Annotated in this window: 25 protein-coding genes; 13 read left to right on the forward strand and 12 right to left on the reverse strand. The window is 70.9% G+C overall.

From position 1 onward, the window contains the following. Nucleotides 1-22 precede the first annotated feature (22 nt). Nucleotides 23-904 carry an inositol monophosphatase family protein gene (locus CACI_RS22240; protein WP_015793087.1) on the forward strand — a complete coding sequence of 294 codons (882 nt, stop codon included), beginning with the start codon at nucleotides 23-25 and terminating at the stop codon, nucleotides 902-904. On the opposite strand, the gene CACI_RS22245 is transcribed toward CACI_RS22240, so the two are convergent. From CACI_RS22245 to CACI_RS22255, 3 genes are all read right to left on the reverse strand, one after another. After that, the gene (locus CACI_RS22245) at nucleotides 893-2,245 is read right to left on the reverse strand and encodes an MFS transporter (RefSeq protein WP_015793088.1); all 1,353 of its coding nucleotides are present in this window, start codon (nucleotides 2,243-2,245) and stop codon (nucleotides 893-895) included. The two genes, CACI_RS22240 and CACI_RS22245, sit on opposite strands and share 12 nt — an antisense overlap. Continuing rightward, complete coding sequence (locus CACI_RS22250) at nucleotides 2,242-2,916, reverse strand: helix-turn-helix domain-containing protein (protein WP_015793089.1); 675 nt, start codon at nucleotides 2,914-2,916, stop codon at nucleotides 2,242-2,244. Before CACI_RS22250 ends, CACI_RS22245 begins: the two co-directional genes overlap by 4 nt. A 67-nt stretch (nucleotides 2,917-2,983) precedes the next feature. Then, the gene (locus CACI_RS22255) at nucleotides 2,984-3,655 is read right to left on the reverse strand and encodes a 4'-phosphopantetheinyl transferase family protein (protein ID WP_015793090.1); all 672 of its coding nucleotides are present in this window, start codon (nucleotides 3,653-3,655) and stop codon (nucleotides 2,984-2,986) included. Nucleotides 3,656-3,876: 221 nt separating this feature from the next. Here CACI_RS22255 and CACI_RS22260 point away from each other — a divergent pair, with 221 nt between their 5' ends. Further along, nucleotides 3,877-4,347: a GNAT family N-acetyltransferase gene (locus CACI_RS22260; RefSeq protein WP_015793091.1), complete on the forward strand. Its 471-nt coding sequence runs from the start codon at nucleotides 3,877-3,879 to the stop codon at nucleotides 4,345-4,347. Nucleotides 4,348-4,368: 21 nt separating this feature from the next. Continuing rightward, nucleotides 4,369-5,409 carry a hypothetical protein gene (locus tag CACI_RS22265; protein ID WP_015793092.1) on the forward strand — a complete coding sequence of 347 codons (1,041 nt, stop codon included), beginning with the start codon at nucleotides 4,369-4,371 and terminating at the stop codon, nucleotides 5,407-5,409. Nucleotides 5,410-5,485: 76 nt separating this feature from the next. On the opposite strand, the gene CACI_RS22270 is transcribed toward CACI_RS22265, so the two are convergent. Then, nucleotides 5,486-6,352, reverse strand: a complete 867-nt coding sequence (locus CACI_RS22270; protein WP_015793093.1) for an Fpg/Nei family DNA glycosylase — start codon at nucleotides 6,350-6,352, stop codon at nucleotides 5,486-5,488. Between the two features lie 419 nt (nucleotides 6,353-6,771). Here CACI_RS22270 and CACI_RS45935 point away from each other — a divergent pair, with 419 nt between their 5' ends. Then, on the forward strand, nucleotides 6,772-7,416 hold the full coding sequence (locus tag CACI_RS45935) for a thioredoxin family protein (RefSeq protein WP_143765348.1): 645 nt from the start codon (nucleotides 6,772-6,774) through the stop codon (nucleotides 7,414-7,416). After that, nucleotides 7,413-7,934 carry a hypothetical protein gene (locus CACI_RS22280; protein WP_015793095.1) on the forward strand — a complete coding sequence of 174 codons (522 nt, stop codon included), beginning with the start codon at nucleotides 7,413-7,415 and terminating at the stop codon, nucleotides 7,932-7,934. Before CACI_RS45935 ends, CACI_RS22280 begins: the two co-directional genes overlap by 4 nt. Here CACI_RS22280 and CACI_RS22285 read toward each other — a convergent pair. Then, complete coding sequence (locus tag CACI_RS22285; protein WP_015793096.1) at nucleotides 7,837-8,883, reverse strand: DMT family transporter; 1,047 nt, start codon at nucleotides 8,881-8,883, stop codon at nucleotides 7,837-7,839. The two genes, CACI_RS22280 and CACI_RS22285, sit on opposite strands and share 98 nt — an antisense overlap. Nucleotides 8,884-8,921: 38 nt before the next feature. Between CACI_RS22285 and CACI_RS22290 the strand changes: the two genes are divergently transcribed. The 3 genes from CACI_RS22290 (at nucleotide 8,922) to acs (ending at nucleotide 12,725) form a co-directional block, all read left to right on the forward strand. Further along, nucleotides 8,922-9,821: a LysR family transcriptional regulator gene (locus tag CACI_RS22290; protein WP_015793097.1), complete on the forward strand. Its 900-nt coding sequence runs from the start codon at nucleotides 8,922-8,924 to the stop codon at nucleotides 9,819-9,821. 225 nt (nucleotides 9,822-10,046) lie between these two features. After that, a complete protein-coding gene (locus CACI_RS22295; RefSeq protein ID WP_015793098.1) occupies nucleotides 10,047-10,655 on the forward strand; it encodes an acetate uptake transporter in 609 nt (202 codons plus the stop codon). Nucleotides 10,656-10,733: 78 nt separating this feature from the next. Beyond that, nucleotides 10,734-12,725, forward strand: coding sequence for an acetate--CoA ligase (acs, locus tag CACI_RS22300; protein WP_015793099.1), 1,992 nt, complete (start codon nucleotides 10,734-10,736; stop codon nucleotides 12,723-12,725). Between the two features lie 25 nt (nucleotides 12,726-12,750). Here the strand turns inward: acs and CACI_RS22305 are convergent, their stop codons facing one another. The 3 genes from CACI_RS22305 to CACI_RS22315 all read right to left on the reverse strand — a co-directional run bounded on the left by CACI_RS22305 (nucleotide 12,751) and on the right by CACI_RS22315 (nucleotide 14,792). Continuing rightward, nucleotides 12,751-13,116 carry an arsenate reductase family protein gene (locus CACI_RS22305; RefSeq protein ID WP_015793100.1) on the reverse strand — a complete coding sequence of 122 codons (366 nt, stop codon included), beginning with the start codon at nucleotides 13,114-13,116 and terminating at the stop codon, nucleotides 12,751-12,753. A 254-nt stretch (nucleotides 13,117-13,370) separates the two neighbouring features. Further along, nucleotides 13,371-13,946 (reverse strand): DinB family protein, encoded by a 576-nt coding sequence (locus CACI_RS22310; protein WP_015793101.1) that lies wholly within the window; start codon nucleotides 13,944-13,946, stop codon nucleotides 13,371-13,373. A gap of 15 nt (nucleotides 13,947-13,961) precedes the next feature. Then, nucleotides 13,962-14,792: a helix-turn-helix domain-containing protein gene (locus CACI_RS22315; RefSeq protein WP_143765349.1), complete on the reverse strand. Its 831-nt coding sequence runs from the start codon at nucleotides 14,790-14,792 to the stop codon at nucleotides 13,962-13,964. Nucleotides 14,793-14,864: 72 nt separating this feature from the next. Between CACI_RS22315 and CACI_RS22320 the strand changes: the two genes are divergently transcribed. Further along, a complete protein-coding gene (locus CACI_RS22320) occupies nucleotides 14,865-15,431 on the forward strand; it encodes a TIGR03086 family metal-binding protein (RefSeq protein ID WP_015793103.1) in 567 nt (188 codons plus the stop codon). An 87-nt stretch (nucleotides 15,432-15,518) separates the two neighbouring features. Here the strand turns inward: CACI_RS22320 and CACI_RS22325 are convergent, their stop codons facing one another. The 3 genes from CACI_RS22325 to CACI_RS22335 are packed head-to-tail and all read right to left on the reverse strand — an operon-like array spanning nucleotide 15,519 to nucleotide 19,056. Then, complete coding sequence (locus CACI_RS22325) at nucleotides 15,519-16,967, reverse strand: glycoside hydrolase family 3 N-terminal domain-containing protein (protein WP_015793104.1); 1,449 nt, start codon at nucleotides 16,965-16,967, stop codon at nucleotides 15,519-15,521. Continuing rightward, nucleotides 16,967-18,148 (reverse strand): exo-beta-N-acetylmuramidase NamZ family protein, encoded by a 1,182-nt coding sequence (locus CACI_RS22330; protein WP_015793105.1) that lies wholly within the window; start codon nucleotides 18,146-18,148, stop codon nucleotides 16,967-16,969. Before CACI_RS22330 ends, CACI_RS22325 begins: the two co-directional genes overlap by 1 nt. Further along, complete coding sequence (locus CACI_RS22335) at nucleotides 18,145-19,056, reverse strand: GNAT family N-acetyltransferase (RefSeq protein ID WP_041540411.1); 912 nt, start codon at nucleotides 19,054-19,056, stop codon at nucleotides 18,145-18,147. The genes CACI_RS22330 and CACI_RS22335 overlap by 4 nt, the downstream gene beginning before the upstream one ends. Nucleotides 19,057-19,125: 69 nt before the next feature. On the opposite strand from CACI_RS22335, the gene CACI_RS22340 reads away from it, so the two are divergent. Both CACI_RS22340 and CACI_RS22345 read left to right on the forward strand, forming a co-directional pair. Then, a complete protein-coding gene (locus CACI_RS22340) occupies nucleotides 19,126-20,235 on the forward strand; it encodes a serine hydrolase domain-containing protein (RefSeq protein WP_015793107.1) in 1,110 nt (369 codons plus the stop codon). Beyond that, nucleotides 20,232-21,200 (forward strand): MurR/RpiR family transcriptional regulator, encoded by a 969-nt coding sequence (locus CACI_RS22345; protein WP_015793108.1) that lies wholly within the window; start codon nucleotides 20,232-20,234, stop codon nucleotides 21,198-21,200. The genes CACI_RS22340 and CACI_RS22345 overlap by 4 nt, the downstream gene beginning before the upstream one ends. Nucleotides 21,201-21,555: 355 nt before the next feature. Here the strand turns inward: CACI_RS22345 and CACI_RS22350 are convergent, their stop codons facing one another. Next, complete coding sequence (locus CACI_RS22350) at nucleotides 21,556-22,479, reverse strand: N-acetylmuramic acid 6-phosphate etherase (RefSeq protein WP_015793109.1); 924 nt, start codon at nucleotides 22,477-22,479, stop codon at nucleotides 21,556-21,558. A gap of 207 nt (nucleotides 22,480-22,686) precedes the next feature. Here CACI_RS22350 and CACI_RS22355 point away from each other — a divergent pair, with 207 nt between their 5' ends. Both CACI_RS22355 and CACI_RS22360 read left to right on the forward strand, forming a co-directional pair. Then, nucleotides 22,687-24,534, forward strand: coding sequence for an ABC transporter substrate-binding protein (locus CACI_RS22355; RefSeq protein WP_015793110.1), 1,848 nt, complete (start codon nucleotides 22,687-22,689; stop codon nucleotides 24,532-24,534). Nucleotides 24,535-24,619: 85 nt separating this feature from the next. Continuing rightward, the gene (locus CACI_RS22360) at nucleotides 24,620-25,612 is read left to right on the forward strand and encodes an ABC transporter permease (protein ID WP_015793111.1); all 993 of its coding nucleotides are present in this window, start codon (nucleotides 24,620-24,622) and stop codon (nucleotides 25,610-25,612) included. Nucleotide 25,613: the final 1 nt, after the last annotated feature.

Genomic DNA, 25,613 nt, shown 5'->3' on the forward strand with positions numbered 1-25,613 from the left:
GAAGGACTCTGAGGAACCGGCCATGCCCCTGCCCCGCCCCGCGACCCTCGGCGCGATCCGCGTCGCCCGGGAGGCCGCCACCTTGATCCGCCGCTCGGCCGCGCCGCGCCGGCTCCGTTTCAAGACCTCCTCGGCCGATCTGGTCACCGCCACCGACCTGCGGGTCGAGCGGCTGGTCCGGGCCTGGCTGAAGGCCACCCATCCCGAGCACGCGGTCGTCGGGGAGGAAGGCGGGGGACTGGCCGAGATGGACCTGTCGCGACCCACCTGGTTCGTCGACCCCGTCGACGGCACGACCAACTTCGTGCGCGGCATCCCGCACTGCGCCTGCTCCTTGGCGTTCTGGGACGGGCAGCGGATCGCTTTGGGCGTGGTCGCCGACGTCGCGCGCCGGCGGATTTACTGGGCCGAGGCGGGGCGCGGCGCGTATGAGGGACGCCGGCGGCTGCGTGCCTCGCCGGTGCGTCGGCTGGACCGGGCGGTGCTGGCCACCGGCTTCCCGCCGACCCGGTCCTTCGACAGCGACGACAACCTCGCCGAGTTCTCCTCGGTGTTCCGGCAGTCGCGGGACGTGCGGCGCACCGGGAGCGCGGCGATCGATCTGGCGTGGGTCGCCGCCGGGCGGCTGGACTGCTACTGGGAGCAGCGGTGCGGGCCGTGGGACTGGGCCGCCGGGGTGCTGCTGGTGCGGGAGGCCGGGGGGAAGGCGACGACGTACGCGGGGCTGGAGTGGCATCCCGGGGACGCGGATCTGGTGGCGTCCAACGGACCGGTGCATCCAGCGCTCGTGGAGTCGTTCTGCGAGGCGCGCGCGGCGGCTGGGTTCCCGGCGCGGCCGCCGCAGCCGTCGTTCGCGCCGGCGCAGCCCGTGCAGCCCGCGCCGTCGGGGGCGTCAGCCGGGTAGCTCGCGCAGCTTGCGCAGCGGGGAGCCGAGCAGGAACAGGACGTTGCAACACGCGCCGATCGTGGAGATCCACAGGGAGGCGCGCATGCCCACGGTCGTGGCCAGCCAGCCGCCGGTCAGCGCGCCGAGGGGACGGATGCCGTAGTTGATGGTCTGCAGGACGCCGGAGATGCGGGAGCGCAGGTCGTCGGGCATGACGGCGGTGATGTAGGCGTTGCCGCAGATGTCCAGGACCATCACGCCGAGCCCGGAGAGGAATTCGTAGGCGAACAGGGTCGCGACGATCAGCAGCTTCGGACCCGAGGCCAGCACGACCAGCACGTGCGGTGCGGCGAAGCCGAGGAATCCCAGCGTCATCCCCATGCCGATGCCGATCCGCGCCACCACGCGGCTGGTCACCGCCGCGCCGACCAGCCCGCCGATCGCCCCGGCGCCGAGGGCCAAGCCGAGCAGTCCGGCGTTGATGTGCAGGTACTTGGTCGCGTACAGGATGAACAGCGCCTGGAAGATGAAGTCGAAGAAGTTGACGGTCGCCACCGCCCCTTGCAGGGCCCTGATCCCCGGCGTCGCGGCGATCCAGCGCAGCCCTGCCAGAAAGCCGCCCTTGGACTGCCGATCCGGCACCGGCTCGACCGGCCGAATGCGGCTCAGCGACACCGCCGAGACCAGGTAGCTCAGCGCGTCGGCGACGAGCGCGAACGGCGCGGTGAGCAGCTGCACGGCCAGGCCGCCGAGGCTAGGCCCGGAGACGTAAGCGAAGGCCCGGCTGCCATTGCTGAGCGAGGACGCCTGCATGAGCTCCTGATTCGGAACCATCGCCGCGAACAGGGTGTTGTCCGAGATGCTGAACAGCACCGCGAGCATCCCCACGACCACCTCGGCGACGATCAGCTGCGCCAACGTCAGCACCCCGCAGGCATAAGCAACCGGCACCGAGAGCACAACCAGGAACCGCCCGACATCAGCGGCCAGCATGATCCGCCGCCGACTCGGCCGCCGATCGACCCAAATGCCCGCCGGAATCGAGAGCAGCAGCGCGGGAATCATCGGCGCCGCGGTGAGCCAGGACATGGCGGTGGCACCCGCGCCGAACAGCAGCACCGCCGCCAACGGCATCGCGATGCGGTGCACCTCGTCACCGACGAGCGAGACACTGTGCCCGAGCCAGAACCGCCGAAAGTCACGCCGCTGCAGCACGGCGGGGATGCGGCGATGGAGCGAGCTGGGGAGCACGCGGGATATCGCGCCGGTGGTGGGCGCCTCGGCGGATGCGGCCTGGCCGGGAGTACGTATGGTGGCCGCCGACTGCGCCTTCGCTTGTGCTCGGGTGTCGGCGGTCATGACAGACCGCCTTCCGTGGCTGTGTCTGCGTTTGTGTCAGTGCCAGCGCGTGTGTCTGTGCCGGGCGCGGCATCGCCGGAGATCTCGGCATCGGGCTGCCGGTCCCTGCGGAACGCGATCCGCAGGATCTGCACCAACTCCGCGCCCTCTGGCCGGGTCTCCGGTGCCACGTTGCGGCTCAGATATCGGTCGATCAGCGCGTCGACGCCCGCGTTGAGCTCGCGGAGCTCCTCCGGCGTCAGGTACAGCAGCATGTCGCCGAACTCTTCGGCGTCCCGCCACCGCTCCGGCACGACGTCGGCTGTCTGCTGGGCGCGTGCCACATCCTCGAAGTAGAACTGCGCGAAGTAGGTGCGTAGCTGGGTGGCGGCTGCCTGGACGGCCGGATCCGCCGAGGTGCGCGGCACGTTCGTGAATTGCGCCGTGGCGCGCCAGGGTTTCTGGCGTCCGGGTCCGGGGACCTCCTCGACGATGCCGTACTTGGCAAGCATGCGCAGGTGGTAGCTGCAGCTGGCCACCGATTCGCCGGTCAGCTCCGCGGCCCGGGTCGCGGTCAGCGGGCCCTCGGTCCGCAGGAGACCCACCAGCTCCATACGGGTGCGGTGGGCGTAGGCGCGCATCGCCTGCGGATCGTTCAGATGCAGGACGTCATCGTGCTCTGAGTCGGTCATGCATCTAAAGATAGCTTTCTAAAGAAACCTTTACAAGGCTCCTCGCGATGTGGGGCGCACCACCGGCTCAGGCCTCGAAGGTCACCACCTCCACCTGGAACGGCGCCTCGCCGAAGAGGGCGACCGCCGCCCGATAGCCGCTGGGTACCGGGACCGGTAGGACGCGGTGCCGGTGCGAGCTGGCCGGTTCGACGCATGCCACCAGGTCGCGTTGCAGCACCGCTGCCTTCGTGTTCGCCCAGCCCAGGCCGCCGGCTACCTTCGCTGCCGCCTCCTTGCGGGTCCACAGGCGCGCGTAGCGGTCCGTCTGCTCCAGGAGGTCGTGGCCGCCGGCGACGTAGCGGGCCTCGAAGGGCAGGAAGTAGCGCTCGGACATGTCCACGGGATCGAGGCCCTCGGCGAGTTGGCGTACGTCGACGCCGACTTCGCGGTTCGCTGCCACCGCCAGCAGTGCCAGTGCGCCGTCGTGGGCCAGGCTGATGTGCGGGCCGCCGTCGGTCAGGGCTGGTTTGCCGTTGGTGTCGGCGGTGAAGGTCAGGGACTGTGGCGCGATGTCCAGTTCGCGGCCCAGGATCTGGCGGCGGGCGCCGTGGGCGACGAGGTAGCGCAGCTGGTCGCGCTCGTGCAGGAAGTCGGCGGCTTGGGCCCGCTCGCCGTCGTCGAGCAGGCTTTCGTAGCCCTCGGCGGTCTCGGGAGGGGTGTCGGTGCTGATGATCCAGACGCGGATCCGGTCGGTCATGGGCGCACCGCCGTGCGGGCGGGGCGGGTGACGTGGCGGCTTGCGAGGGCGCGGACGTCGATCAGGCGCAGTGGAGCGTCTTTTGGTGTCCCCATGGACTTCACGTTTCCGAGCGGTGACGCTCCAAACGCGCCGCCGGCCGCTCTGCGGCGGGCGCCGTGACCAGGGTCTGCGGCGGCGGCAGCGATTTGTTGTCAGTAGGTCGCAATAGTCTGCATTCCATGAACGAAACCGTCCTTCGCCAGATGCGCGAGAGCGACCTGCCGGCGCTGTTCGAGATCCAGTGCGACGCCGAGGCGCAGGTGATGGCCGCGTTCACGAGCACGGCGAACGATCGCCAGGCGTACCTGGACAAGCACCGCAAGCTGCTCGCCGACGATCGCATCGTGCAGGTGGTGGTCGAAGCCGACGGCGAGATCGTCGGCAGCGCGGCGGCCTTCCCCCTCGGGGAGGAGATCGATGTGACGTACTGGATCCGGCGCGATCACTGGGGACGCGGCCTGGCCGGCGCGGCGTTGGCGGCCGTGCTGGAGCAGGTTCCGGTGCGCCCGGTGTTCGCCTCGGCCGCGTCCGACAACCTCGCCTCCCAGCGCGTGCTGGAGCGCGCCGGGTTCCGGCAGGTGGGACGGCAGCGGGGGTTCGCCGAAGCGCGCGGACAGGAGATCGAGGAGGTGATGTTCCGGTTGGACTGACAGGCTTATAGTCGAATCCTGATGACAAGTACGGGCGCTGCCGACGCCGCTGACCACGCCACGAATCCCGCCACGAATCCCGCCACGAATCCCGACGCAGATGCCGGCTCCAGTTCGGACGCCGGCGTTCCCGCCGACCTCGCCCCTTCCACCGAGCCAGACCCTGACCCAGACCCAGAACCCAACCCAGACCCCGACCCCGCCTCCGAGATCGAGGCGGCGCTGGCCGAGGCCGAGCAGTGGTTCGTCCGGCACGGCGTGCCGCACTTCGTCGAGGACCGGTACGCCGTCACCGGCCTGCCCGCCTTCCTGCGGCCGTTCGCCGCGGGCATCCGGCTGGCGCGGCTCGGCGCCATGCTCGGCTACTGGACGCTGCGGCGGGTCCTCGCCGAGGTCCGCGAGGTCGGACACCTGGCGGTCCGCGCCCTGCCGCTGCTCGCGCTGTTCGGCATGGTGATCTTCTTCAGCGGCGACTTCTGGCGCATCGCGGCAGCTCTGAGCACCGGCTGGCTGTGGGTGACCGCGGCCTTCTTCGTGGTGCTGATCCAAGCCTTCCTCGTCGCGCGGCTGCCGGAGGAGACCGGCACGCTGCCGCGCGCGTGCACCCCGGACCGGATACGCGCCAGCTGCGCCGCCACCCCGCTGGCGGCGTTCGCCGAAGGCGAGCCGGACCTGGCCACCGACCCCGCGCTCGGGCTGGGGCAGCGTCGCAACATGTTCATGTACCTGCTGCTCACCCAGACCATCCAGATCAGCCTGCTCAGCTGGATGGTGTTCTTCTTCTACGTGGTCTTCGGCGCCATCGCGATCCGCCCCGAGGTCCTGAAGGACTGGTTCGGGCAGGTCCCGCCGGACGCGCAGCTGTGGGGGATGACGCTGCCCGTCAACAGCCAGACGCTGCACGTGGCGGTCCTGCTGGCGGGCATCAGCGCCCTGTACTTCGCGATCACCGCGCTGACCGACGCGGTCTACCGGCGCGAGTTCTTCGACCGGACGCTGGCCGAGCTCGACAAGGCCATCCACATGCGCTGCGCCTACTTGACGGTGCGCGGCAAGAGCTGACTTCCGGCTGGCACTACGGCGGCACGGCACTACGGCGGCACGGCACTACGGCAGCACAGCGGCACAGCAGGTCGCGCTACTTCAACAACCGCGACATCCGCCGGTCGGCCAGCGGCTTGCCGCCGGTCTGGCACGTCGGGCAGTACTGCAGCGCCGAGTCGGCGAAGGACACCTCGCGAATCGTGTCGCCGCACACCGGGCACTTCTCGCCGGTCCGGCCGTGCACCCGCAAGCCCGACTTCTTCTCCGACTTCAGGTCCTTCATCGGCAGCCCGCGCGAGCGCTCGACGGCGTCGGTGAGCGTGCCGATGATCACCTGGTACAGGTCGGCGACCTCATCCGGCGTCAGCTTGGCGGCCAGCTTGTAGGGGGACATGCGCGCGGCGTGCAGGATCTCGTCGGAGTAGGCGTTGCCGATGCCCGCCAGCACGCTCTGGTCGCGCAGGAACCCCTTGATCTGGCGGCGCTCGCCGTCCAGCAGCCCGGCCAGCACCTCGGCGGTGAACTCCGCCGACAGCGGATCGATGCCCAGGCGCGCGATGCCCGGCACCTCAGCCGGATCGCGCACGACGTAGACCGCCAGGCCCTTCTTCGTGCCGTACTCGGTCACGTCGATCCCGCTGCCCGCCGGCTCCTCCATACGCACCCGCAGTGCCAGCGGTCCCTTGCCCGGACGCGGCGGCGCGGTCGGCAGCTCCTCTTGCCAGCGCACCCAGCCGGCGCGCGCCAGGTGCAGCACCAGGTGGACGTCCCCGACGCTGAAGTCGAGGAACTTCCCGTGCCGCGTCACCCCGGAGACCACCTGGCCCTCCAGCGCCGACAGCGGCGGGTCGTAGGTCTTGAGCGCCTGGATCGCGACCGGCGTGGCTGCCGCGACCGCGTGTCCGGCGAGGTGCTCGTCCAGGAACGCGGCCAGCGCCTGGACCTCCGGCAATTCGGGCATGACAGCAGTCTGCCCGCTGCGGCGGCGCCGCGCTCGCCGGGAACGGGCCGAATGCGCGCGGATCTGCGCGCCTTCCTTCTCGCCGCCTCGCGGGTGCGGCGGGTGAAAAAGCGCGCGCCACGCGCGCGGTTCAGCGGTTTGGCGTGCGCAGGCCGCTAGATTCCGGGCATCCATTACGGAATCGGGAGTAGTTGTGCGCAAGTGCGTGTCAGTGGTCGCTGTGGCGTCCGCCGCCTTCGGGGTGGCTGCGTGTTCCTCTCCCGGCCAGCACCGGGAGGCGGCCGGGGCGGCACAGCCGCTCAGCTCTCCCGCCTCGTCGGGGATGCCGGATTCGCCGGTCGTCGCGCGGTCCGGGCAGGTGCACGCCGCGCCGGCTGCCGCTGCTCCGGCAGTGCCTGTGGCGTCCGGTGCCGGCGCTGGTGCCGGCGCCGACGCGGCTGCGGCGTTGGGGGGCGCTGAGCAAGATCCAGCAGCCGGGCCAGGCTGTCGGGCACGACGTAGCCGCGACCGGCGGTGTCGGCGTTCCCGTCCTCATCCCGTCCGGTACCACCGACGTCGCCCCGCGGCCCGCGCACCCGCACGTCGGCGCCGCAGCTCCTGCGCGCTCGGGGGCAGCCGCCGCGATGGCGCCCGCGTCGCCGCGCCCGGCACCGGCTCCGCCGACAGCGCAAGACCCGAACCTCGGCTACGACCCCAACGCCGCCGCGACGGCGCAGATCGTGAACGCCGTCGCCGCCGCGCAGCGCGACGGCAAAGCCGTTCTGCTCGACTTCGGCGCCAGCTGGTGCACCGCGTGCCGCGCGCTGGACAAGGCGATGCACACGCCGAAGGCGCAGGCCGTGCTGGCGCATTCGTACCACGTCGTGAAGATCGACCTGGGCGATGCCGACCCGCAGCACATGTCGCTGGCCACGCAGTACGACGCGCTGGGCACGTTCGGCATGCCGCTGCTGGTGGTCCTGAACCCCGACGGCACCGTGCGCGCCGACTCCGCGCACACCGGCCAGCCGAAGTACACCGAGGCGGACATGGCCGCCTGGCTCAGCCAGTGGGCCGGGCGATGAGGTCCTCGACCGCGCTGGTCGTCGCCGCGCTGTCCGGCGTCCCGGTGCTCGCCGCGCTCGCCTTCGCCGGCGCGGTGCACCGGCATCCGCACGCCGTCGGCTTCACCGACCAGGGCGTCAGCGTCGCGATGCACCTGACCGGCGACGGCAGCGAACTGCTCACCACGTTCACCCCGCAGCGCCCCGGCTTCCACCTCTACAGCGTCGGGCTCCCCGCCGACGGCATCCAGGGCCTGGGCCGTCCGACGCGCGTGGAGGTCGGCGGCGCGCTGCGCAGCCGGGGACCGCTGACCGCGCAGTCGCCGGTACGGATGCTGGCGATGCAGGGTACTGATGTGACGTTCCCGGTGTATCCCGACGGTCCGGTGACCACCGCGCTGCCGGTCGACCTCGACGCCAAGGGCGGCGCGAAGGTGCTGGTCAGCTACGCGGCGTGCAGCCCGCAGGAATGCCTGATGCCGGTGAGCGGGCATCCGGTGGAGCTGACGGCCTCGGCGCTGTCGGCCATGCGAGGCTGAGGCTCAGGGCGACGCGGGCCCGGTGCGCACGCTCGATCGCCTGACCCCAGTACGTTCCGGCGAGCATCAGGGCGGCTCCGGCGACGGCCGGCGCCGCCAGGTGCTCTCCGCCGAGCGCCACGCCCGCCGCGACGGCCCACACGGGCTCGGTTCCCAGCAGGAGGCTGGCGCGGCTGGCCGAGGTGCGGCGCACTGCCCAGGTCTGCGCCACGAACGCGAATACGCTGCAGAACAGGGCCAGATAGGCCATCTCAGCCCACGTGCTCGCTCCGGCGCGTGCCAGTTTCGGCAGCTCGGTGGCGGCGGGGATGGCGAACAGCGCTGTCCCGACGTAGGTCTGGACGACGGTCAGATTCAGCGGCCTGATGTCGCTGGTCGCGGTCAGGCGTCCGACCAGCGCGACATGCCCGGCTCGCACGACTGCGGCGGCGAGCATGAGCAGGTCTCCGGCGCTCGGCATGTGCAGGCCTCCGCTGCCGCTCATCAGCAGTCCGACCGCGACGACACACAGTCCCGATGCTGCGAAGTAGCGCGCCGGCAGTGCCGCGCCACGACGGTCGAGCAAGGGCGTGAGGATGATCGTCAGGCTGATGATGAGCCCGGCGTTGGCGGCGGAAGTGTGGGCGACGCCGTAGGTTTCGATGATCAGGACACTGGCTTGGGTCAGTCCGAGGATCGTGCCGATGCGCAATTCCGTGCGATGTGGACGCAGCTGGCGCCTCGCGGCCAGTAGCGCGGAGCCGGATATCGCCGACAGGGCGTATCGCGCCAGCAGTACCGCCAGGACTGACGTCGCGGCGGCAGCGGACTTCGCGGCGAGGTAGCTGGAGCCCCAGACGAAAGCCACGAGTAGTAGTGCGAGGTCCGTGCGGTGATCGGTGCGGTGGGGAATCGGGGAGGTCACTCGGCTATGGTCGGCGCGCGCCGTCGGTGTAGTCGAGGACGTCATTCTCAACCAACCATGAAGTTTCTCTACACTTTCGCTCCATGGATGAACGTCAGCTGCGGATTCTGCGCGAACTCGGCGAGTTGGGGAGCGTCGCGGCGGTGGCTGAGGCGCTGCTGGTCACGCCCTCGGCGGTGTCGCAGCAGCTGCGGTTGGTGCAGCGCAGCGTGCCGGTTCCGCTGACCGAGCGTTCCGGGCGCCGGCTGGTGCTCACCGCCGCTGGGCAGGCGCTCGCCGACGCCGCGATCGAGGTCGAGGCCGCGTTGGCGCGGGCCCGGCAGGCGGTGGACGAGTTCGTGGCCGAGCCGGCGGGGACGGTGTCGGTCGCGGCGTTCCACAGTGCGGCGCTGGTGTTCTTTCCCCGGCTGCTGCGTGCACTTGCCGAAGCTGGATCGCCGGCTCTGGCGCTGGCCGACCAGGACGTGGCGCAGGAGCAGTTCCCCAAGCTGACCCGCGACTACGACCTCGTCCTGGCGCACCGCTTCGATCACGCCCCGCCCTGGCCGCGCACCGTCACGGTGACGCCGCTGCTGCACGAGCCGCTGGACATCGCCCTCCCGACCGGGCATCCCTTGGCCGCCAAGGCGCGCCTGACGCCCAGCGACGTCGCCGGCGAACCGTGGGTGTCGGTGCACGACGGCTATCCGGTCCTCCCGCTGGTCGAGGCGATCGCCACCGCCGCCGGCCGCCGCCTGGAGCTGCGCCACCGCGTGAACGAGTTCACCGTCGTCGCCGAGCTGGTCGCCGCCGGCAACGGCGTGATCGCCCTCCTGCCACGCTGGACCACGCGTCCGCACCCCGGCGTGGTGCTGCGCCCGCTGGCCGGCGTGCGCGCCCGCCGCCACATCGACGTGCTGCACCGGCCCGAGGCCGCCGCGCGACGTGCGGTGCGCACCGTGCTGGGGGAGCTGCGGCGGGTGGCTGCCGAGGTGCAGGAGTAGGGGGACACGCCGCTTCCCCGCCACTGATTCGAATCCGCACACCGCTCACCCGCCCCAGACACCCCACTCACCGCACCGGGGCAACCGTTCACCGCACGCTAGCCACCGATGGTCCGGCTCACAGGTCCGCGGCCATGGGCAGGGCTCGTGTCGCTCCTTACGGTGACAGGGACGCGGCCGGTAAGGCCGGCAGCGTCGTCAGCCAAGGGAAGGGACGCACCTGCCGTGAGTGAGACCTCCAACACCGTCACCCCCGCCCCGTCCTCGTCGGGCATCATCGCCGATCCGGCTCCGCTGGGCCTGGCCGGCTTCGCCATGACCACTTTCATTCTCAGCGTCATCAACACCAACATCATCTCCGAGAAGGGGGGCGGGGACGTCGTCCTCGGCCTGGCCCTGTTCTACGGAGGTATCGCGCAGTTGCTGGCCGGCATGTGGGAGTACCGGCGCGGCAACACCTTCGGCGCCACCGCGTTCTCCTCCTTCGGCGCGTTCTGGCTCAGCTACTGGGCCATCGTGCACTGGAGCTCCGGTGAGGACGCGCACAAGACGATCGGGCTGTACCTGTTCGCCTGGTTCATCTTCACCGGCTACATGACGGTGGCGGCGCTGCGCACGAACGGCGCGGTACTGGCGGTGTTCGCGCTGCTGACGGTGACGTTCCTGCTCCTGGCCATCGGCGCCTGGCAGAACTCCACCTCCGGGCCGGCCGGGTTCACCAAGATCGGCGGCTTCGTCGGCATCGTCACGGCGCTGGCGGCCTGGTACGCCTCGATGGCGGCCGTGGCCAACGAGACGCACAAGAGGCAGATGTTCCCGACCTGGCCTCGATGAGCCGGGGGGAATAGCGTGGAACGAGGACCGCTGTGCGGTCCTCGTTCCCTTCCGTCGCGACGACAGGGGCTCGGAGACATGACTGACGACACTGACGACGCTGCCAACGCTGTCAACCAAGAGACACTGTCCAACCTGCTCAAAGAGAACCGGCGCTTCCCTCCGCCGCAGGACGTGGCCGACCACGCCAACGTCACCGCCGAGGCCTACGCCGAGGCCGACGCCGACCGCGAGGCCTTCTGGGCCGCTCAAGCCGAGCGGCTGCACTGGGAGCAGCCCTGGACGCAGGTCCTCGACTGGTCCGAACCGCCTGTCGCCAAGTGGTTCGTCGGGGGCAAGCTGAACGCCGCCTACAACTGCGTGGACCGGCACGTCGAGGCCGGCAACGGCGACCGTGTCGCGATCCACTTCGAGGGCGAGCCCGGCGACTCCCGCTCCCTGACCTACGCCGAGCTCAAGGACGAGGTCTGCAAGGCCGCCAACGCCCTGGTCGAGCTGGGTGTCGGCGCCGGGGACCGGGTCGCGGTCTACCTGCCGATGATCCCGGAGGCCGCGGTCGCGATGCTGGCCTGCGCCCGCATCGGCGCGGTGCACTCGGTGTGCTTCGCCGCGTTCTCCCCGGAGGCGCTGCGCGGCCGCATCGAGGACGCCGGCGCCAAGCTGCTGATCACCGCCGACGGCTACCATCGGCGCGGATCGGTGGTGAACCTCAAGGCCAACGCCGACGAGGCCGCCGCCGCCTCGCCGACCATCGAGAAGGTGCTGGTCGTCCGGCGTACCGGCCACGACGTGCAGTGGGAGCAGGACCGGGACGTCTGGTGGCACGAGTCGGTCGACCGGCAGTCCACCGACCACACCGCCGAGGGCTTCGACTCCGAGCATCCCTTGTACATCCTGTACACCTCGGGCACCACGGGTAAGCCCAAGGGCATCCTGCACACCACCGGCGGTTATCTGACGCAGGCTTCGTACACGCACCACGCGGTGTTCGACTTGAAGCCGGAAACTGACGTGTACTGGTGCACCGCCGACGTCGGCTGGGTCACCGGGCACTCCTACATCGTCTACGGGCCGCTGGCCAACGGCGCGACCGAGGTCATGTACGAGGGCACCCCCGACACCCCGCACCAGGGCCGCTTCTGGGAGATCGTCCAGAAGTACAAGGTCACCCTGCTCTACACTGCACCGACCGCCATCAGAACCTTCATGAAGTGGGGTTCGGCGATCCCGGCGAAGTTCGATCTCAGCTCGCTGCGTCTGCTGGGCTCGGTCGGCGAGCCGATCAACCCCGAGGCGTGGATCTGGTACCGCGAGAGCATCGGCGGCGGCCGGACCCCCGTCGTGGACACCTGGTGGCAGACGGAGACCGGGGCGATCATGATCTCCCCGCTGCCGGGTGTCACCGAGGCCAAGCCGGGCTCGGCGATGCGGCCGCTGCCGGGCATCTCGGCGAACGTCGTGGACAAGGACGGCAACATCGTCGGCAACGGCCACGGCGGCCTGCTGGTCCTGGACAAGCCCTGGCCCTCCATGGCCCGCGGCATCTGGGGCGACCAGCAGCGCTTCATCGACACCTACTGGGCCCGCTTCGCCGACCAGGGCTACTACTTCGCCGGCGACGGCGCCAAAAAGGACGAAGACGGCGACCTGTGGCTGCTGGGCCGCGTCGACGACATCATGCTCGTCTCCGGCCACAACATCTCCACCACCGAAGTCGAATCCGCCCTCGTGTCCTACCCCGCCGTGGCTGAGGCCGCAGTCGTCGGCGCCAAGGACGAGACCACCGGACAGCGCATCGTCGCCTTCGTCATCCTGCGCGGTGGCAACGAGGAGCACGAGGAGCTGGCCGAGACGTTGCGGGACCACGTCAGCAAGGCCATCGGGCCGATCGCGAAGCCGCGGCAGATCATCGTTGTGCCGGAGCTGCCCAAGACCCGGTCCGGCAAGATCATGCGGCGCCTGCTGCGCGACGTCGCCGAGGACCGGGCGATCGGCGACACCACGACGCTGGCCGACTCCACGGTCATGGACCTGATCTCGGCGAAGCTCCCGCACGCCGACGAGGACTGAAAGGGCTAAGGAGAGCGAAAAAGGTCTAACCCCGCGGCAGGACCGACCGCACCGCCTCATCGCTGCGTCCGACGACGGCATGCCCGTCGTCGGCGGTGATGATCGGACGCTGGATCAGGATCGGATGCCCGGCCAGGGCGGCGATCCAGCGCTCGCGGTCGGCCTCGCCGTCCCGGGACCACTGCTTCACGCCGAGGTCCTTGGCGACCTGCTCGCCGTCGCGCACGATGTCCCACGGCTCCAGACCCAGCCGCCGCAGCATGTCGCGCAGCTCCGCGGCGGTCGGCGGCTCGTCCAGGTAGCGGCGGACGGTGTACTCGACGCCGGCGGCGTCCAGGGTCTCCTGGGCGACGCGGCACTTCGAGCAGCGGGGGTTGATCCAGATCTCCATGCCCAGACCGTAGCCGAACCAGGGGGCTACTAAGAGCGTGCGCGGATTGGTAGCAGGGCGGAAAATCGGCGGAGCTCCAAGCCTGGCCGCACCGGTGCCTTGCCGTGCGCTGCGCTTACAGCAAGCCGATCGCCCACGACCGACACCGGGTCGAGGGCGATCGTCCGGCGCGCCCAGACTTGTTCCCGCCGAGTTTTCCGTGCGCTGCGGCGGCTGCGCCACCTCGCCAGACCAGCTACCAATCCGCGCACGCTCTAAGCCCTGCCGCCCTGCCGCAGGTACAGGTCGCGCATCAGCCCGATCTCGCCGCCGTGGTGCGCGACCTCGTCCAGGGCGTGCAGGACCAACGCCAGGTAGCTCGCCTCGGCGTACCCCTGTGCCTCGGCGTGCTCGCCCATCGGCGCCAGCAGCCGCGCGTCGCCGAGGGCTTCGACGCGCGTGGCGAAGCGGGCCCAGTCCTCTTCCATCGCCAAGATGCCCAGATCGGCGGTGCCCGGCCAGGCGTAGCGGTCGCCGAGGTCCGGGACCTTGTCGAAGAAGCCGAGGTAGTCGCGCAGGCAGTCGGAGCCGATGTGCCACATGCGCCAGGCGATCGTCGTCACCGGGGTGGGCGAGGTGGATCCGCTGGATCTGCCGGAGGCGCCGGAATCGGGCAGCCGCGCGTCGGCGCGGAAGACGCCGTCCTCGGTGGGGCGGACCGTCATGCAGTCGGCGACCGGCTGCCACTGGTACTCGGCGTCCGTCAGACCCTCCAGGCGCGCGAACGTCCTGGACCGTACCTCCTCGAAGGTCTGGAGCAGGTCGCTGGTGACCGGGTCGTGCGAAGCCATGGTCGAATCCTAGGTTCACCGCTCCCGCACTGCCGCCGCGTAGTGCGCCGGAGGCACTCCGAAGGCCGCGGTGAAGTCGCGTGTCAGATGGGACTGGTCGGCGTATCCGAGGTCGGTCGCCAACGCCGACCAGTCGACGTCCTCGCGGTGGGCGATGCGCTCGCTGGCCTCGTAGAGCCGGTAGCGCCTCAGGAACCACTTCGGACCGATGCCGACGTGCTCGGTGAACGCGCGCTGGAGCGTTCGGACGCCCACGCCGGCGGCGCGCGCCAGGTCCTCCACCCGGGTCAGGGCGCGGTCGCCCACCGCCATCTCGGCCCACTCGGTGGTGGTCTCGCAGTCCTGCCGCTCGGCCGGGACACGGTCGGCCAGGGCGGCGTCGGCGGTGGCGGCGATCTTCTCGCCGGGCACGCCGAAGTCGCCGACCAGCGGTACCAGCAGCGCTTCGAGGTCGGCCAGCGCCGGGACGCCGGCCAGCGGGATCTCCTGGTCGGTGAGCGCGCTCAGCGGTCCGTCGAAGAACGGGGCGAACGCGGCGGGGCGGAACATGATGCCAAGGACCCGCCGCTCGCCTTCCAGCGTGATCGCGAAGCGCCCGGTGTCCACGCCGGACACGATCGCGCGGTCGGCCTCGATCACCACGTTGACCACCGGATGGACCAGCACCTGCTGCTCGTGCCGCACCCCCGGCGGCAGATGCCACGTCGAGAGCCAGTAACGGTCGACGAACCGCGCCACCTGTCCGGTCGGGGCGAACCGGTCCAAGCTGAACGCGCTGCGCGCGGCAGCCGGGTTCACGATGCCGCGGCTGTCGTCCTGCACCGGTTTGACCTGGGGTTCGGGCACGAGACCAGGCTAGCGGCGGGATCTGACGCATTTGTTCAAGACGCGCGGGGCGCCCGGTCATAGCGTCGGCATATGAGCACCATTCACAAGCAGTTGACCGAAGCAGCAGACCAGGCCGCGACCATCGTGGCGAACACCGATTCCAGCCAGTTCGGCGACAAGACCCCCTGCACCCAGTGGGACGTCAAGGAGCTGCTGAACCACCTGATCCTGTGGACGGGCTACTCCTTCGAGCGCCGCGCCCGCAGCGAGCAGGTCGGACCCGACCTCACGGAGCGCGACTTCGCCGCCGAGCCCGACTACGCGGCCGCCTACCGCGCGCAGCTCGACCGCGCCCTGGCCGCCTGGGCTCCCGCCGAGGTCTGGGACAGCGAGATCGACACCGGCGGCGGCAAGACCCCCGCCCCCCAGATCGCCGAGATGGTCCTGATGGAGATGGTCCTGCACGGCTGGGACCTCGCCACCGCCACCGGCCAGCCCTACCAGACCTCCGACGAGATCGCCGCGACCGTCGCCAAGGCCGTCGCCGCCTCCGCCGAGATGTACCGCCAGTACGACGGCTTCGCCGCCGAGGTGAAGGTCGGCGCGGACGCGACGCCGCTGGACAAGGCGCTGGCGGAGTCGGGCCGGAAGGCTTAGCGGTTCAGCGCTAGGTCTAGGTCCTAGGCCCGGGTCCGGGTCCAGTCCAGGCGCGCCGCGGCTTCCTGCGAGCCGCGGCGCGCTGCGCTACCTGCCGGCAAGGACCTCCGCCACAGCCTGCAGGCTCACGCGCGAGACGCCGTACCCTGCGACCCACGCCGCGCCGCCAGGGTCGATGTGCGCGACGCCGAGGTCGACGACGATCGCGTCGGGGCGCTCCTTCACGAGGCGGGCCACGCGGTCCAGGTCCTCGGGGGAGCGCTGGATGCCGCGGACGACGACGACCAAGGGTTGGTCGGCGGGGATAGCAAAGCTGCCGGTCGCAGCGGCGGCGTCGATCGTGTCGGAGAGCTTTGAGTTGGTGGTTCCGGGCAGCAGCGTGGCCAGGTGGTCGGCCATGCTTCGGGGGAGATCCACCTCCACCACATGCGGCGCTGATTTCAGTGGCAGCGCACCGTCGTCCGCACGCAGCACCGCGACCGCGCGGCGTGCTGCTGCGAGTCCGTCGCCGAGTGGCGCATCAAACACAGAAACCGAAGCGTCCCGAGCCTCCCGTCGCCACGCGGCGAAACCCGCCACCTTCTCAGCAGCCTCCACCAACCGCGCCTCGCTCAGCGTCCCGTCTCGCAGCGCCGCGGTGATCGCGTCCGTGATCGCAGCCAGGTCGGCGTCGGTGGAGTCGCTGTCCACGCAGACCATGTCGATCCCCGCGACCAGTGCGCGCACCGCCGCGCTGGCGAGCCCGTAGCGCTCGCGGACCGCCGCCATGCCGATCGCGTCGCTGACTGCCAGGCCGTCGAAGCCGAGCTCGGTTCGCAGCAGTCCGCCGATCACCGCCGGGCTCACCGATGCGGGGTGCTCGGTGTCGAACTCCGGCATCAGCAGGTGCGCGACCATCACCGCCCGCACGCCGGCGGCCACCGCCGCGCTGAACGGCGGCAGGGTGTCGTGGCGGAGTTGCTCCAGTGTCGCGGTGACGGTCGGGAGTCCGAAGTGCGAGTCGATCACGGTGTCGCCGTGGCCGGGGAAGTGCTTCGCGCATGCCGCGACGCCCGCCGTGTGCAGTCCCCGCACTGTCGCCGCGACGTGCCGTGCGACCAGTGCGGGGTCGGCGCCGAAGGAGCGTGCGCCGATGACCGGGTTGCGCGGCTCGGTGTTCACGTCGGCGACCGGTGCGTAGGTCAGGTCGATCCCCGCCGAGTGCACCAGGGCGCCGATCGAGCGGGCCGTGGCCTCGGTCAGCGCGATGTCGTCGATCGCGCCGAGTGCCAGGTTCCCGGGGTAGGAGGAGCCGGTGGCGGCTTCCAGCCGGGTGATGTCCCCGGCTTCCTCGTCCACAGCCACGAACACGTCCGGATTCTCAGCGCGCAGCTCGTTGGTCAGCGTCCGCGCCTGCTCCGGCGACTCCATGTTCGCCGCGAACAGAATCACCGATCCCAGCCCGCCGGCCAGCCGCCGCCGCAGCCAGTCCGGCGGTGACGTTCCCACGAACCCCGGCTGCAGCACGCGGGCGATCACCACATCGAGCTCGGACATCAGGACTCTCCATCGCGCGGATACAGCAGGTACGGTTTGCGCTCCACCTCGGCGAACCGGCGCGCGGGCTCGCGCCACCGCTCCAGGATCTCCTCGGCGGAGCTGCCCTTGTTCAGCGCCGTGCGCAGCTCGTCGGAGCCGGCCAGCAGGTCGAAGTGCTTGTCCCGGAACCTCAGTCGCCCCAGCCAGCCGTCGCGCAGCGCGCACAGCACCGCGACGCCCACCGCCAGCGGATCGACGGCGTCGGGGTCGGTGACGTGCAGCTGCGCCCCGCAGATCTGCTGCCCGGCATACCGGTCGAATGCAGGGGTCGCATACGCTTCGCGCACTGTGATTCCGGCAAGCCCGGCAAGCCCGGCCGGCGCGGCGGCGCGTAGCCGTTCGGCGAACCCGCGGTCCAGCCACGGCGCGCCGACGAGTTCGAACGGCGTGGTGGTCCCGCGCCCGACCGAGACGTTCGTCCCCTCCAGGAAGCAGGTCCCGGGGTAGAGCAGGGCACTGGTCGCAGTCGGCAGGTTCGGCGACGGCGGCACCCACGGCAGCCCGGTCGCCGGGAACAGGTGCGCGGCGTTCCAGCCGGCCAGCTTCACGACCTCCGGAGTCTCGACGCCGAGGCGGTCGGCGAACAGCCGGCTGAGTTCGCCCATGGTCAGTCCGTGGCGCACCGGGATCGCGGCTCGACCTACGAACGAGGCGAATTCCTGGTGCAGGACCGGCCCTGCGACCTCCCGCCCGCCCAGCGGATTGGGCCGGTCGAGCACGCACACCGGCACGCCGACCATCGCCGCGGCGGCCATCGCGTCATAGAGGCTGGACTCGTAGGTGAAGAACCGGGCGCCGGAGTTCTGCAGATCGATGGCGAGCACGTCGATCCGGGACTCGGCGAGCATGCCGCTCAGGTGCTCGACGCTGTGGTTGTAGGTGTCGTAGACCGGCAGCCCGGTGCTGGAATCCGTGGCCGAGGCTTCGGATTCCCCGGCTTGCGCCGTGCCGAGCACACCGTGCTCGGGACCGAACAGGGCGCGCAGGTCGGCTCCGGCTTCCAGCAGCGCGTGCGCGCCGTGCCGGCCGTCGGAGGTGATCGCCGCCGGGTGGGTCAGCAGCCCCAGACGCTGCCCGGCGAAGGGCTTGCCGCGTCCGACGCCGGGGTCGACGAGGCGTTCCAGCCCTGAGACGGTCATGCCGCGACCGACTTCTCGAACGCCCAGAACACCCGGCCCAGCGTCGCGCCGACGGTCTTGGAGTAGTACCGGACCGGTCCGACCCAGCCGATCTCGGCGACCTCGATCCCGGCCTCGCGCATGTCGGCCAGACAGCGGCGCAGCAGCACGGCGCCGATGCCCAGGCCGCGGGCCGCCGGGTCGGTGCCCATCGGCCCGAACATGGCGAAGCGCTGGATGCCGTGCCCGGCGAAGCCGAGGAATGCGCCGTCGCGGACCGCCACGTGCAGCCGCGGCAGCTCGTGGCGCAGCGCCATCGCCGCCTCCTCGCCCCACGTCCCGCCGAACTCCCGGTCGGACCAGACGCGCAGCGCCTTCTCGTCTTCGGGGCGGCCGCGGCGCACCTCGATGCCCGCGTCGGTGAGGCGCTGCTCGTCCCGCTCGGTGGCCAGATCGGCCGCGGCGAGCTCGACCAGCATGTTGTTGCAGTCCAGCAGGCGCTCGTAGCCGGCGGACGCGGCCAGGCACACCGCCGGGGTGTAGCGGACGTCGATGCCGGGCCAGGCGAAGTACGGCGGGTTGCCGCGGATGCGCAGGCGGGTCACCCCGGCGGCGGTCAGGCGGCGCTCCAGTTCGGTGAGCAGAGCTCTGCCATGGCCGCGCTCGCGGTGTTCGGGTCCGACGGCGAGCAGCTCGACGTGGCCGGTCGCGGGGACGTCGTCGTGCGCCGGACGCAGCGAGCCCAGGGCGAAGCCGATGATCTGCCCGGCGTGCTCCGCCACGACGCGGCAGCTCTCGGCGCTCGCGGACCAGAGCAGGTCCACGACCGCCTCGGCGTCCGCGTCGTGGGTCAGACTCGCCCGGGCCAGGACTCTCAGGATCGGCAGGTCTTCCGGGACTGCTTGGCGCATCGCCACCCTCTTCGTCATTTGCTAACGTCTTCAGGCATGCTGACGGTGGAAACCTACCACCGGCGTCGCAGGGGAAGGAACCTATCGATGAGCACCGAGCCCGGCGAGATCGTCTCCCATGCCGTGGGCAGCGGCGTGGTACCCGGCGCGGTGCTGGCGTACGGCCGTGGGACCGACGGACCGGTCCACGTCAGCGCGTTCGGCGCCGGCGTCGGCCCGGACACGGTCTATGACCTGGCCTCGCTGACCAAGGTCACGGTCACGCTGCCGTGCGTGCTGCGGCTGGTCGAAGCCGGCGAGATCGGCCTGGACGACCCGGTGGCGAGGTACTTGCCGGACTTCGGCAAGGAGCAGGTGACCATCCGGCACTTTTTGACCCACACCTCCGGGCTGCCCGCGATCCGCGAGGTCTGGCGGCTGCCCGGGAGCGCGCACGAGCGGTTCGCCGCGGTGCTCGCCGAACCGCTGGAGTCGCCGGTGGGGACCGTCGTGAAGTACTCCGACCTGGGGTTCATCATGCTGGGGCAGATCGTCGCCGACTTGACCGGCAAGCCGTTGCAGGAGGCGTTCGGCGAGCTGGTCGCCGCGCCGCTGGGGATGACGTCGACCGGCTATCTCCCCGCCGGTCCCGCCGCCGCGACCGAGGCGAACTGGTTCGACGACCCGGAGCGTCAGGACCCGAAGTCCGGCGTCGTCCACGACGAGAACGCCGAAAGCCTCGGCGGCGTCGCGGGGCAGGCCGGTCTGTTCGGCACCGCCTCCGACCTGGCGATCTACCTGCGCGCCGGATGGCTCGCCGAAGACAGTCCGATCCTCACCCCGGCCACCCGCGCCGAGGCGCTGCGCTGCCAGACCGAGGGACTGGACGGCCGGCGCGGGCTGGGCTGGACGCTGCGCGGGGACTCCTTCGACTTCATGTCCGACCAATGGCCGCTCACCGGAGCCGGACACTCCGGCTTCACCGGGACGAGCCTGGCCTTCGATCCCGTGGCGGAAATCTGGTGTGTGCTGCTGACCAACGCGGTGCTGTACGGCCGGGGCAACCGGGCGCGGCAGCTGCGGCGCTCGCTGCACGGCGCGGTCGCCGCCGCGTTCGGCGTCGCCGAGAAGCCTGATGACGTGGGCGAAGACGGTTCAGGGAGATCCCTCAACAGCAGTGACGGCGACCCGGGTACGGGCTTTAGGATCACAGCATGAGCACTGGCGCGAATCGGGCATCCCGTGGCGGGCGCGGAGCGGGCTCCGGCGGTGCGGCGGTCGCTGCGGCCGGGGTGTCCGTGCCGCTGATCGAGGCCGGGCCGCCGCCGACCGTGCTGGTGCGGATCAGGGCTCTGCTGCCGACGCTGCCGCCCTCGGAGCGGCGGGTCGCCGAAGCGGCGGTCGCCGATCCGGCGGGCGTGGCCGCCAAGACCATCAGCGAGCTGGCCGCGGACTGCGACACCTCGGAGACCACGGTCATCCGGTTCTGCCGCGCGGTCGGGCTCAAGGGGTACCCGGAGCTGCGGATCGGGCTGGCCGCCGCGGCCGGGATCGAGGACGCCGCGGTCGGCGCGCACACCGCCGGCGGCGACATCGGGCCCGGCGACTCGCTGGCCGACGTGGTGACCAAGCTCGGCTACGCCGACGCCCGCGCGGTCGAGGACACCGTCGCGCAGCTGGACCTGGAGGTGCTGGAGCGCGCGGTGGACGCCGTGGTCTCGGCCGGCGCGGTGGACGTCTACGGCATCGGCGCCAGCGCCCTGATCGCCCTGGACCTGCACCAGAAGCTGCACCGCATCGGCCACCGCGCCTTCGCCTGGCCCGACGCCGAAGCCGCGCTGACCTCGGCGGCGCTGCTCGGACGCGGCGACGTCGCGATCGGCATCTCGCACACCGGCGCCACCCCGGCGACCGTCACCGCCTTGGCTGAGGCGCACGACAACGGCGCCCGCACCATCGCCATCACCAACTTCCCCCGCTCGCCGATCACCGACGTCGCCGACCTGGTCCTGACCACCGCCGTCCGCGAGACCACCTTCCGCTCCGGCGCCATGGCCAGCCGCATCGCCGCCCTGACCGTGGTCGACTGCCTGTTCGTCGGCGTCGCCCAGCGCAACTTCAGCCGCACGACCCGCGCCCTGGAGCGCACGCGGAGCGCCGTGCAGGGCGCGCGGGGGCGATGAGCTGCCGCATGGGCGGGGTGGCTGAGGGCAGCGCGGACCGGCTTGGGCGAGGCGCGGATCATTGACCGGTTGGGGCGAGGCGCGGATCGGCGGACTGGCTAGCGCGAGGCGCAGATCCGGCGGACCGGTTGTGGCCACAGCGGTCTGACTGAGCGCAGATTCCCGGATCGGTGGTGGCTGATATCCGACCGCTGATCCGCGCCGATCTGCGCCGCTCTGCGCCAAGGTGTGCCGATGTGCGGTCGCACCGCGCGCGGCTAAGCGCCGACCGGAGAAAACCCGGCGGCGATCGCGGCGCGGCGCAAGGCTTCAGAACCCTGTCGTCGCGTGCCCCCCAGCAGCCCCCGCGCGGGGCTCAGGTCCGCGCGGAGGCCGCCAGCGCTGCCCGCACCTGTCCGTCGGCGGCGGTCAGCGCGCGCCGGGCGTCGTCCGGCGCGACCGCGCCGAGCAGGCAGACCAGCGCCGTCTTCAGTTCGCCGTCGGCTTCGGCCAGGGCGGCGGCGCAGGCGTCCTCGGGCAGGCCGGTGGCCTCCGTCAGGATCGTCAGGACGCGGCCGCGCAGCTTGGTGTTCGTCGGGGCGAGGTCGACCATCAGGTTCGAGTAGGTGTGGCCCAGGGCGATCATCGCGGCGGTGGACAGGCCGTTGAGGATCAGTTTCTGGGCGGTGGCGGCCTTCAGGCGGGTGGAGCCGGCGACGGCTTCCGGGCCGGTGTCGGGTCCGAGGTGGACGTCCGCCTCGTGGGCCAGGGCCGCGTGCGGGTTGGCCGAGATCAGGGCGGTGAAGGCGCCGGCCTCGCGGGCGGCTCGCAGGGCGCCGGCGACGTAGGGGGCGCGGCCGCTGGCGGTCAGGCCGATCACCACGTCGGCGGCGGTGACCTCGGCGGCGTCGGCCGCGCCGCCCTCGGCGGAGTCCTCGGCGCCCTCGACCGGGATGGTCAAGGCGCCCAGGCCGCCGGCGATGTGCGCGACGACCACGCCGGCGGGCAGGCCGAAGGTGGGGATCAGCTCGGCGGCGTCCATCACCGCCACGCGGCCGGAGGTGCCGGCGCCGAAGTAGTGCACGCGGCCGCCGGCCCGCAGCCGGCGCACGGTCTCGTCCACGACCTCGGCCAGCGCCGGCAGGACCGCGGCGACCGCGGCCGGGACCCGGGCGTCCTCGGCGTTGAGCAGCCTGAGCACCTCCGCCGTCGGCACGGCGTCGATGTCCGCGGTCGCCGGGTTGCGCTCCTCGGTCGGCGCGGCCACGCGCTCGGCGGTGGGCGGGGTCAGAGGGCTCATGCGTGGCGTTTCCTCTCGGGGGCGGCCGGCGTCGGTGGAAGGATCGGCGCGGGGTCGTGCCGTTGGCAAGTTACGGAATGAACGCGATGTGCGCAACTCATTGACGTAGGTCGTTGCCCGGTCCTACGGTCTGACAAACCGACGCGGCCGAGCCGTGTCCACCACCATCACAGGCGTCCCACCGACCCGAACGGAGATGTCAGGACCATGTCCCGACCCAAACCACTGGTCGCGGCCCTAGCCGTCGCGACGATAGCGGCCACCGCGCTGTCGGCGTGCTCCAGCTCCTCGGCGAAGAAAACCAACGGTGGCACCGGTGGCGGTACCGGCGGGGTCTTCACCAGCATCGACGCCAACAACAAGATCACCGCCGGCGCGCCGATGAACCCGTACAACGCCGCGCCCAACATGTTCCTGGGCTACAACATCATGGAGCTGGGCTTCACCAAGAACGACCCCGCGGACCCCAACGCCCTGCTCCCGGGTCTGGCCGCCAGCTGGACCGCCTCGGACACCGGGCTCACCATCCAGCTGCAGCCCGGCGCCAAGTGGTCCGACGGCACCCCGGTCACCGCCGCGGACATCAAGACCTCGCTGGCCATCGCCTACACGCAGGGCACGGCAGGTCCCGTGGCCGGCGCCGGCGGCACCGTCGTGGCCGGCAGCAACTTCGAGGTCTCCGACGTCAAGGACCTCGGCGGCGGCAAGATCGAGATCGACCAGCAGCCCGGCGTGAAGAACCTGTACTTCCAGCGCCTGGTGCTCACCTCGACCATCGTCAACGACAAGGTCTACGGCAGCCAGCTCCCAGCGGACATCTGGACCCAGATCGCCGCCGTGCAGGGCACCGACGCCGCCGCGGCGTCCGCGGCGTCCACCAAGCTGGCCGCCGAGGGCAAGACGATCGCCGCCTTCGCCCCGGCCAAGGACATCTCGGCCGGCCCGTTCGTGGAGACCCGGGTCAACCCCGGCGAGGCGCTGCTGGACCGCAACCCCTACTTCTACGCCGCGAGCAAGATCTCGCCGAAGCAGGTCATCCTGCGCAGCTACTCCGGCAACCAGCAGATCTGGGGCTACATGAACGGCGGCGAGCTGGACTACGCCCCGTACACCTCGATGCCCACCAACATCCTGAACCAGGTCCTCAAGGCCGGCTACACCCGCATCGACGCCCCCAGCTACGTCAGCGCCTCGATCGCGTTCAACGAGAAGCAGGCGCCGTACAACCTGACCCCGGTGCGCCAGGCGCTGGCCTACGTCATCGACCGCGACGCCGTCACCAAGGTCGGCGAGCCGGTCGGCGGCATCGCCGCCCCGACCACCACCGGCCTGGTCGGCTCGCAGTCCGACACGATCTTGTCCGCCGACCAGAAGGCGGCGCTGAACCCCTACAAGCCGGACCCGGCCAAGGCCGCGTCCCTGCTGCAGGGCGCAGGCTTCACCAAGGACGCCTCCGGCCAGTGGCACCTGCCCGACGGCACGCCGTGGAAGATCACGCTGCAGACCGTGAACGGCTTCTCCGACTGGATCGCGGCCTCCACGATCGTGGCCAACGAGCTGACCCAGTTCGGCATCCCGACCACCGCGGCGATCACCGCCGACTTCGCCACGTACCAGAAGGAGATGGGCGCCGGTAAGTACGCGGTCGGCTGGTGGCTGGTCGCCCTGGGCCCGCAGACGGACAAGGCCTACGCCCGCATCTACGGCTCCGCCGACGGCTTCAGTGTCGCCAACGGCCAGGCCACGCACAACGACAGCGCGGCCGGCAACTGGGAGCACACCCCGGCGACCTACACCGTCAACGGCCAGAGCATCAACCCCGGCCAGCTCGCCGCGCAGCTGTCGGTGACCCCGGTCTCCGCCCAAGGGCCGATCATCGCCCAGCTGGCAGCGGCCACCAACCAAGAAGTGCCGATGATCCAGATCTGGAACTACACCCACGTGATGTTCACGCTGGACAAGCGGTTCACGAACTACCCGAAGACCGGGCAGGACGATCTGCTGGCCAACCCGCCCGGCGTGTGGATGATGCAGGGGTACGTGCAGGGCAAGTAGGGCCGGTCAAGGAACCAAGTAAGGACTCTGGGAAGCAGAACAGGGCCAGGACGATGACGCGAAGTTCGAGAGGGAGGGGAGGAAGATGACGGGATTCGCCCGGCGGCTGGCCGGCAAGCTCCTGGCCGGACTGGTGATGGTCTGGGTCGTGGTGACGTTCACGTTCTTCCTCGTGCACGCGCTGCCCGGCAAGCCCGGTGATGTGCAGTACGAGCAATACATCATGATGGGGATGAACTCCGAGCAGGCGTCGGCCAAGGTGCAGGCGGTCTACGGCTTCACCTCCCACGCGCCGCTGCTCTCCCAGTACACCGGGTACCTCGGCAAGCTCGCGCACGGGGACCTGGGGCAGTCGATCAGCTACTCCGGCGTCCCGGTCAGCCACCTGATCTGGTCCGCGCTGCCGTGGACCGTGATCCCGGTGCTGTCCGGGCTGCTGGTCAGCTTCCTGATCGGGGTGGTCGCCGGCATCTTCGCCGCGGTCAAGCGGTCCAGCCGCTGGGGCGGTCTGCTGACCGTCTCCGGCTCGCTGGTCGCCGGCGTCCCCGCCTTCGTCCTGGCCCTGCTGCTCCTGGTGGTGTTCCACACCGAGTGGAACCTGCTGCCCGACGCCGGCACCAGCGACATCCAGTACACCCCGGGCTGGAACCTGCCCTATATCGGGTCGGTGTTCCAGCACGCGGTCCTGCCGGTGTGCACCTACGCGCTGCTCAGTTACGGCGGCTGGCTGCTGGCGATGAAGTCCTCGGTGGTCTCCGTGCTCGGCGACGACTTCATCCTGGCCTCCGAGCTGCGCGGCATCACCCCGGTGACGCGGGCCCGCTACATCGGCCGCAACGCCATCCTGCCGCTGTTCACAGTGCTGGCGCTGTCCTTCGGGGTGATGTTCGCCGGGTCCTTCTTCATCGAGGACACCTTCGACTATCCGGGGCTCGGCAACCTGCTGCTGAAAAGCATCGGCACGCGCGACTACCCGGTGATGGCCGGGGCGTTCCTGCTGATCACCGTGTCCATCATCATCGCGAACATCCTCGCCGACCTCTGTTACACCCTGATCGACCCGAGAGTGAGGCGCTGAG

The organism is Catenulispora acidiphila DSM 44928 (assembly GCF_000024025.1).
In the GTDB taxonomy this organism is placed as follows: domain Bacteria; phylum Actinomycetota; class Actinomycetes; order Streptomycetales; family Catenulisporaceae; genus Catenulispora; species Catenulispora acidiphila.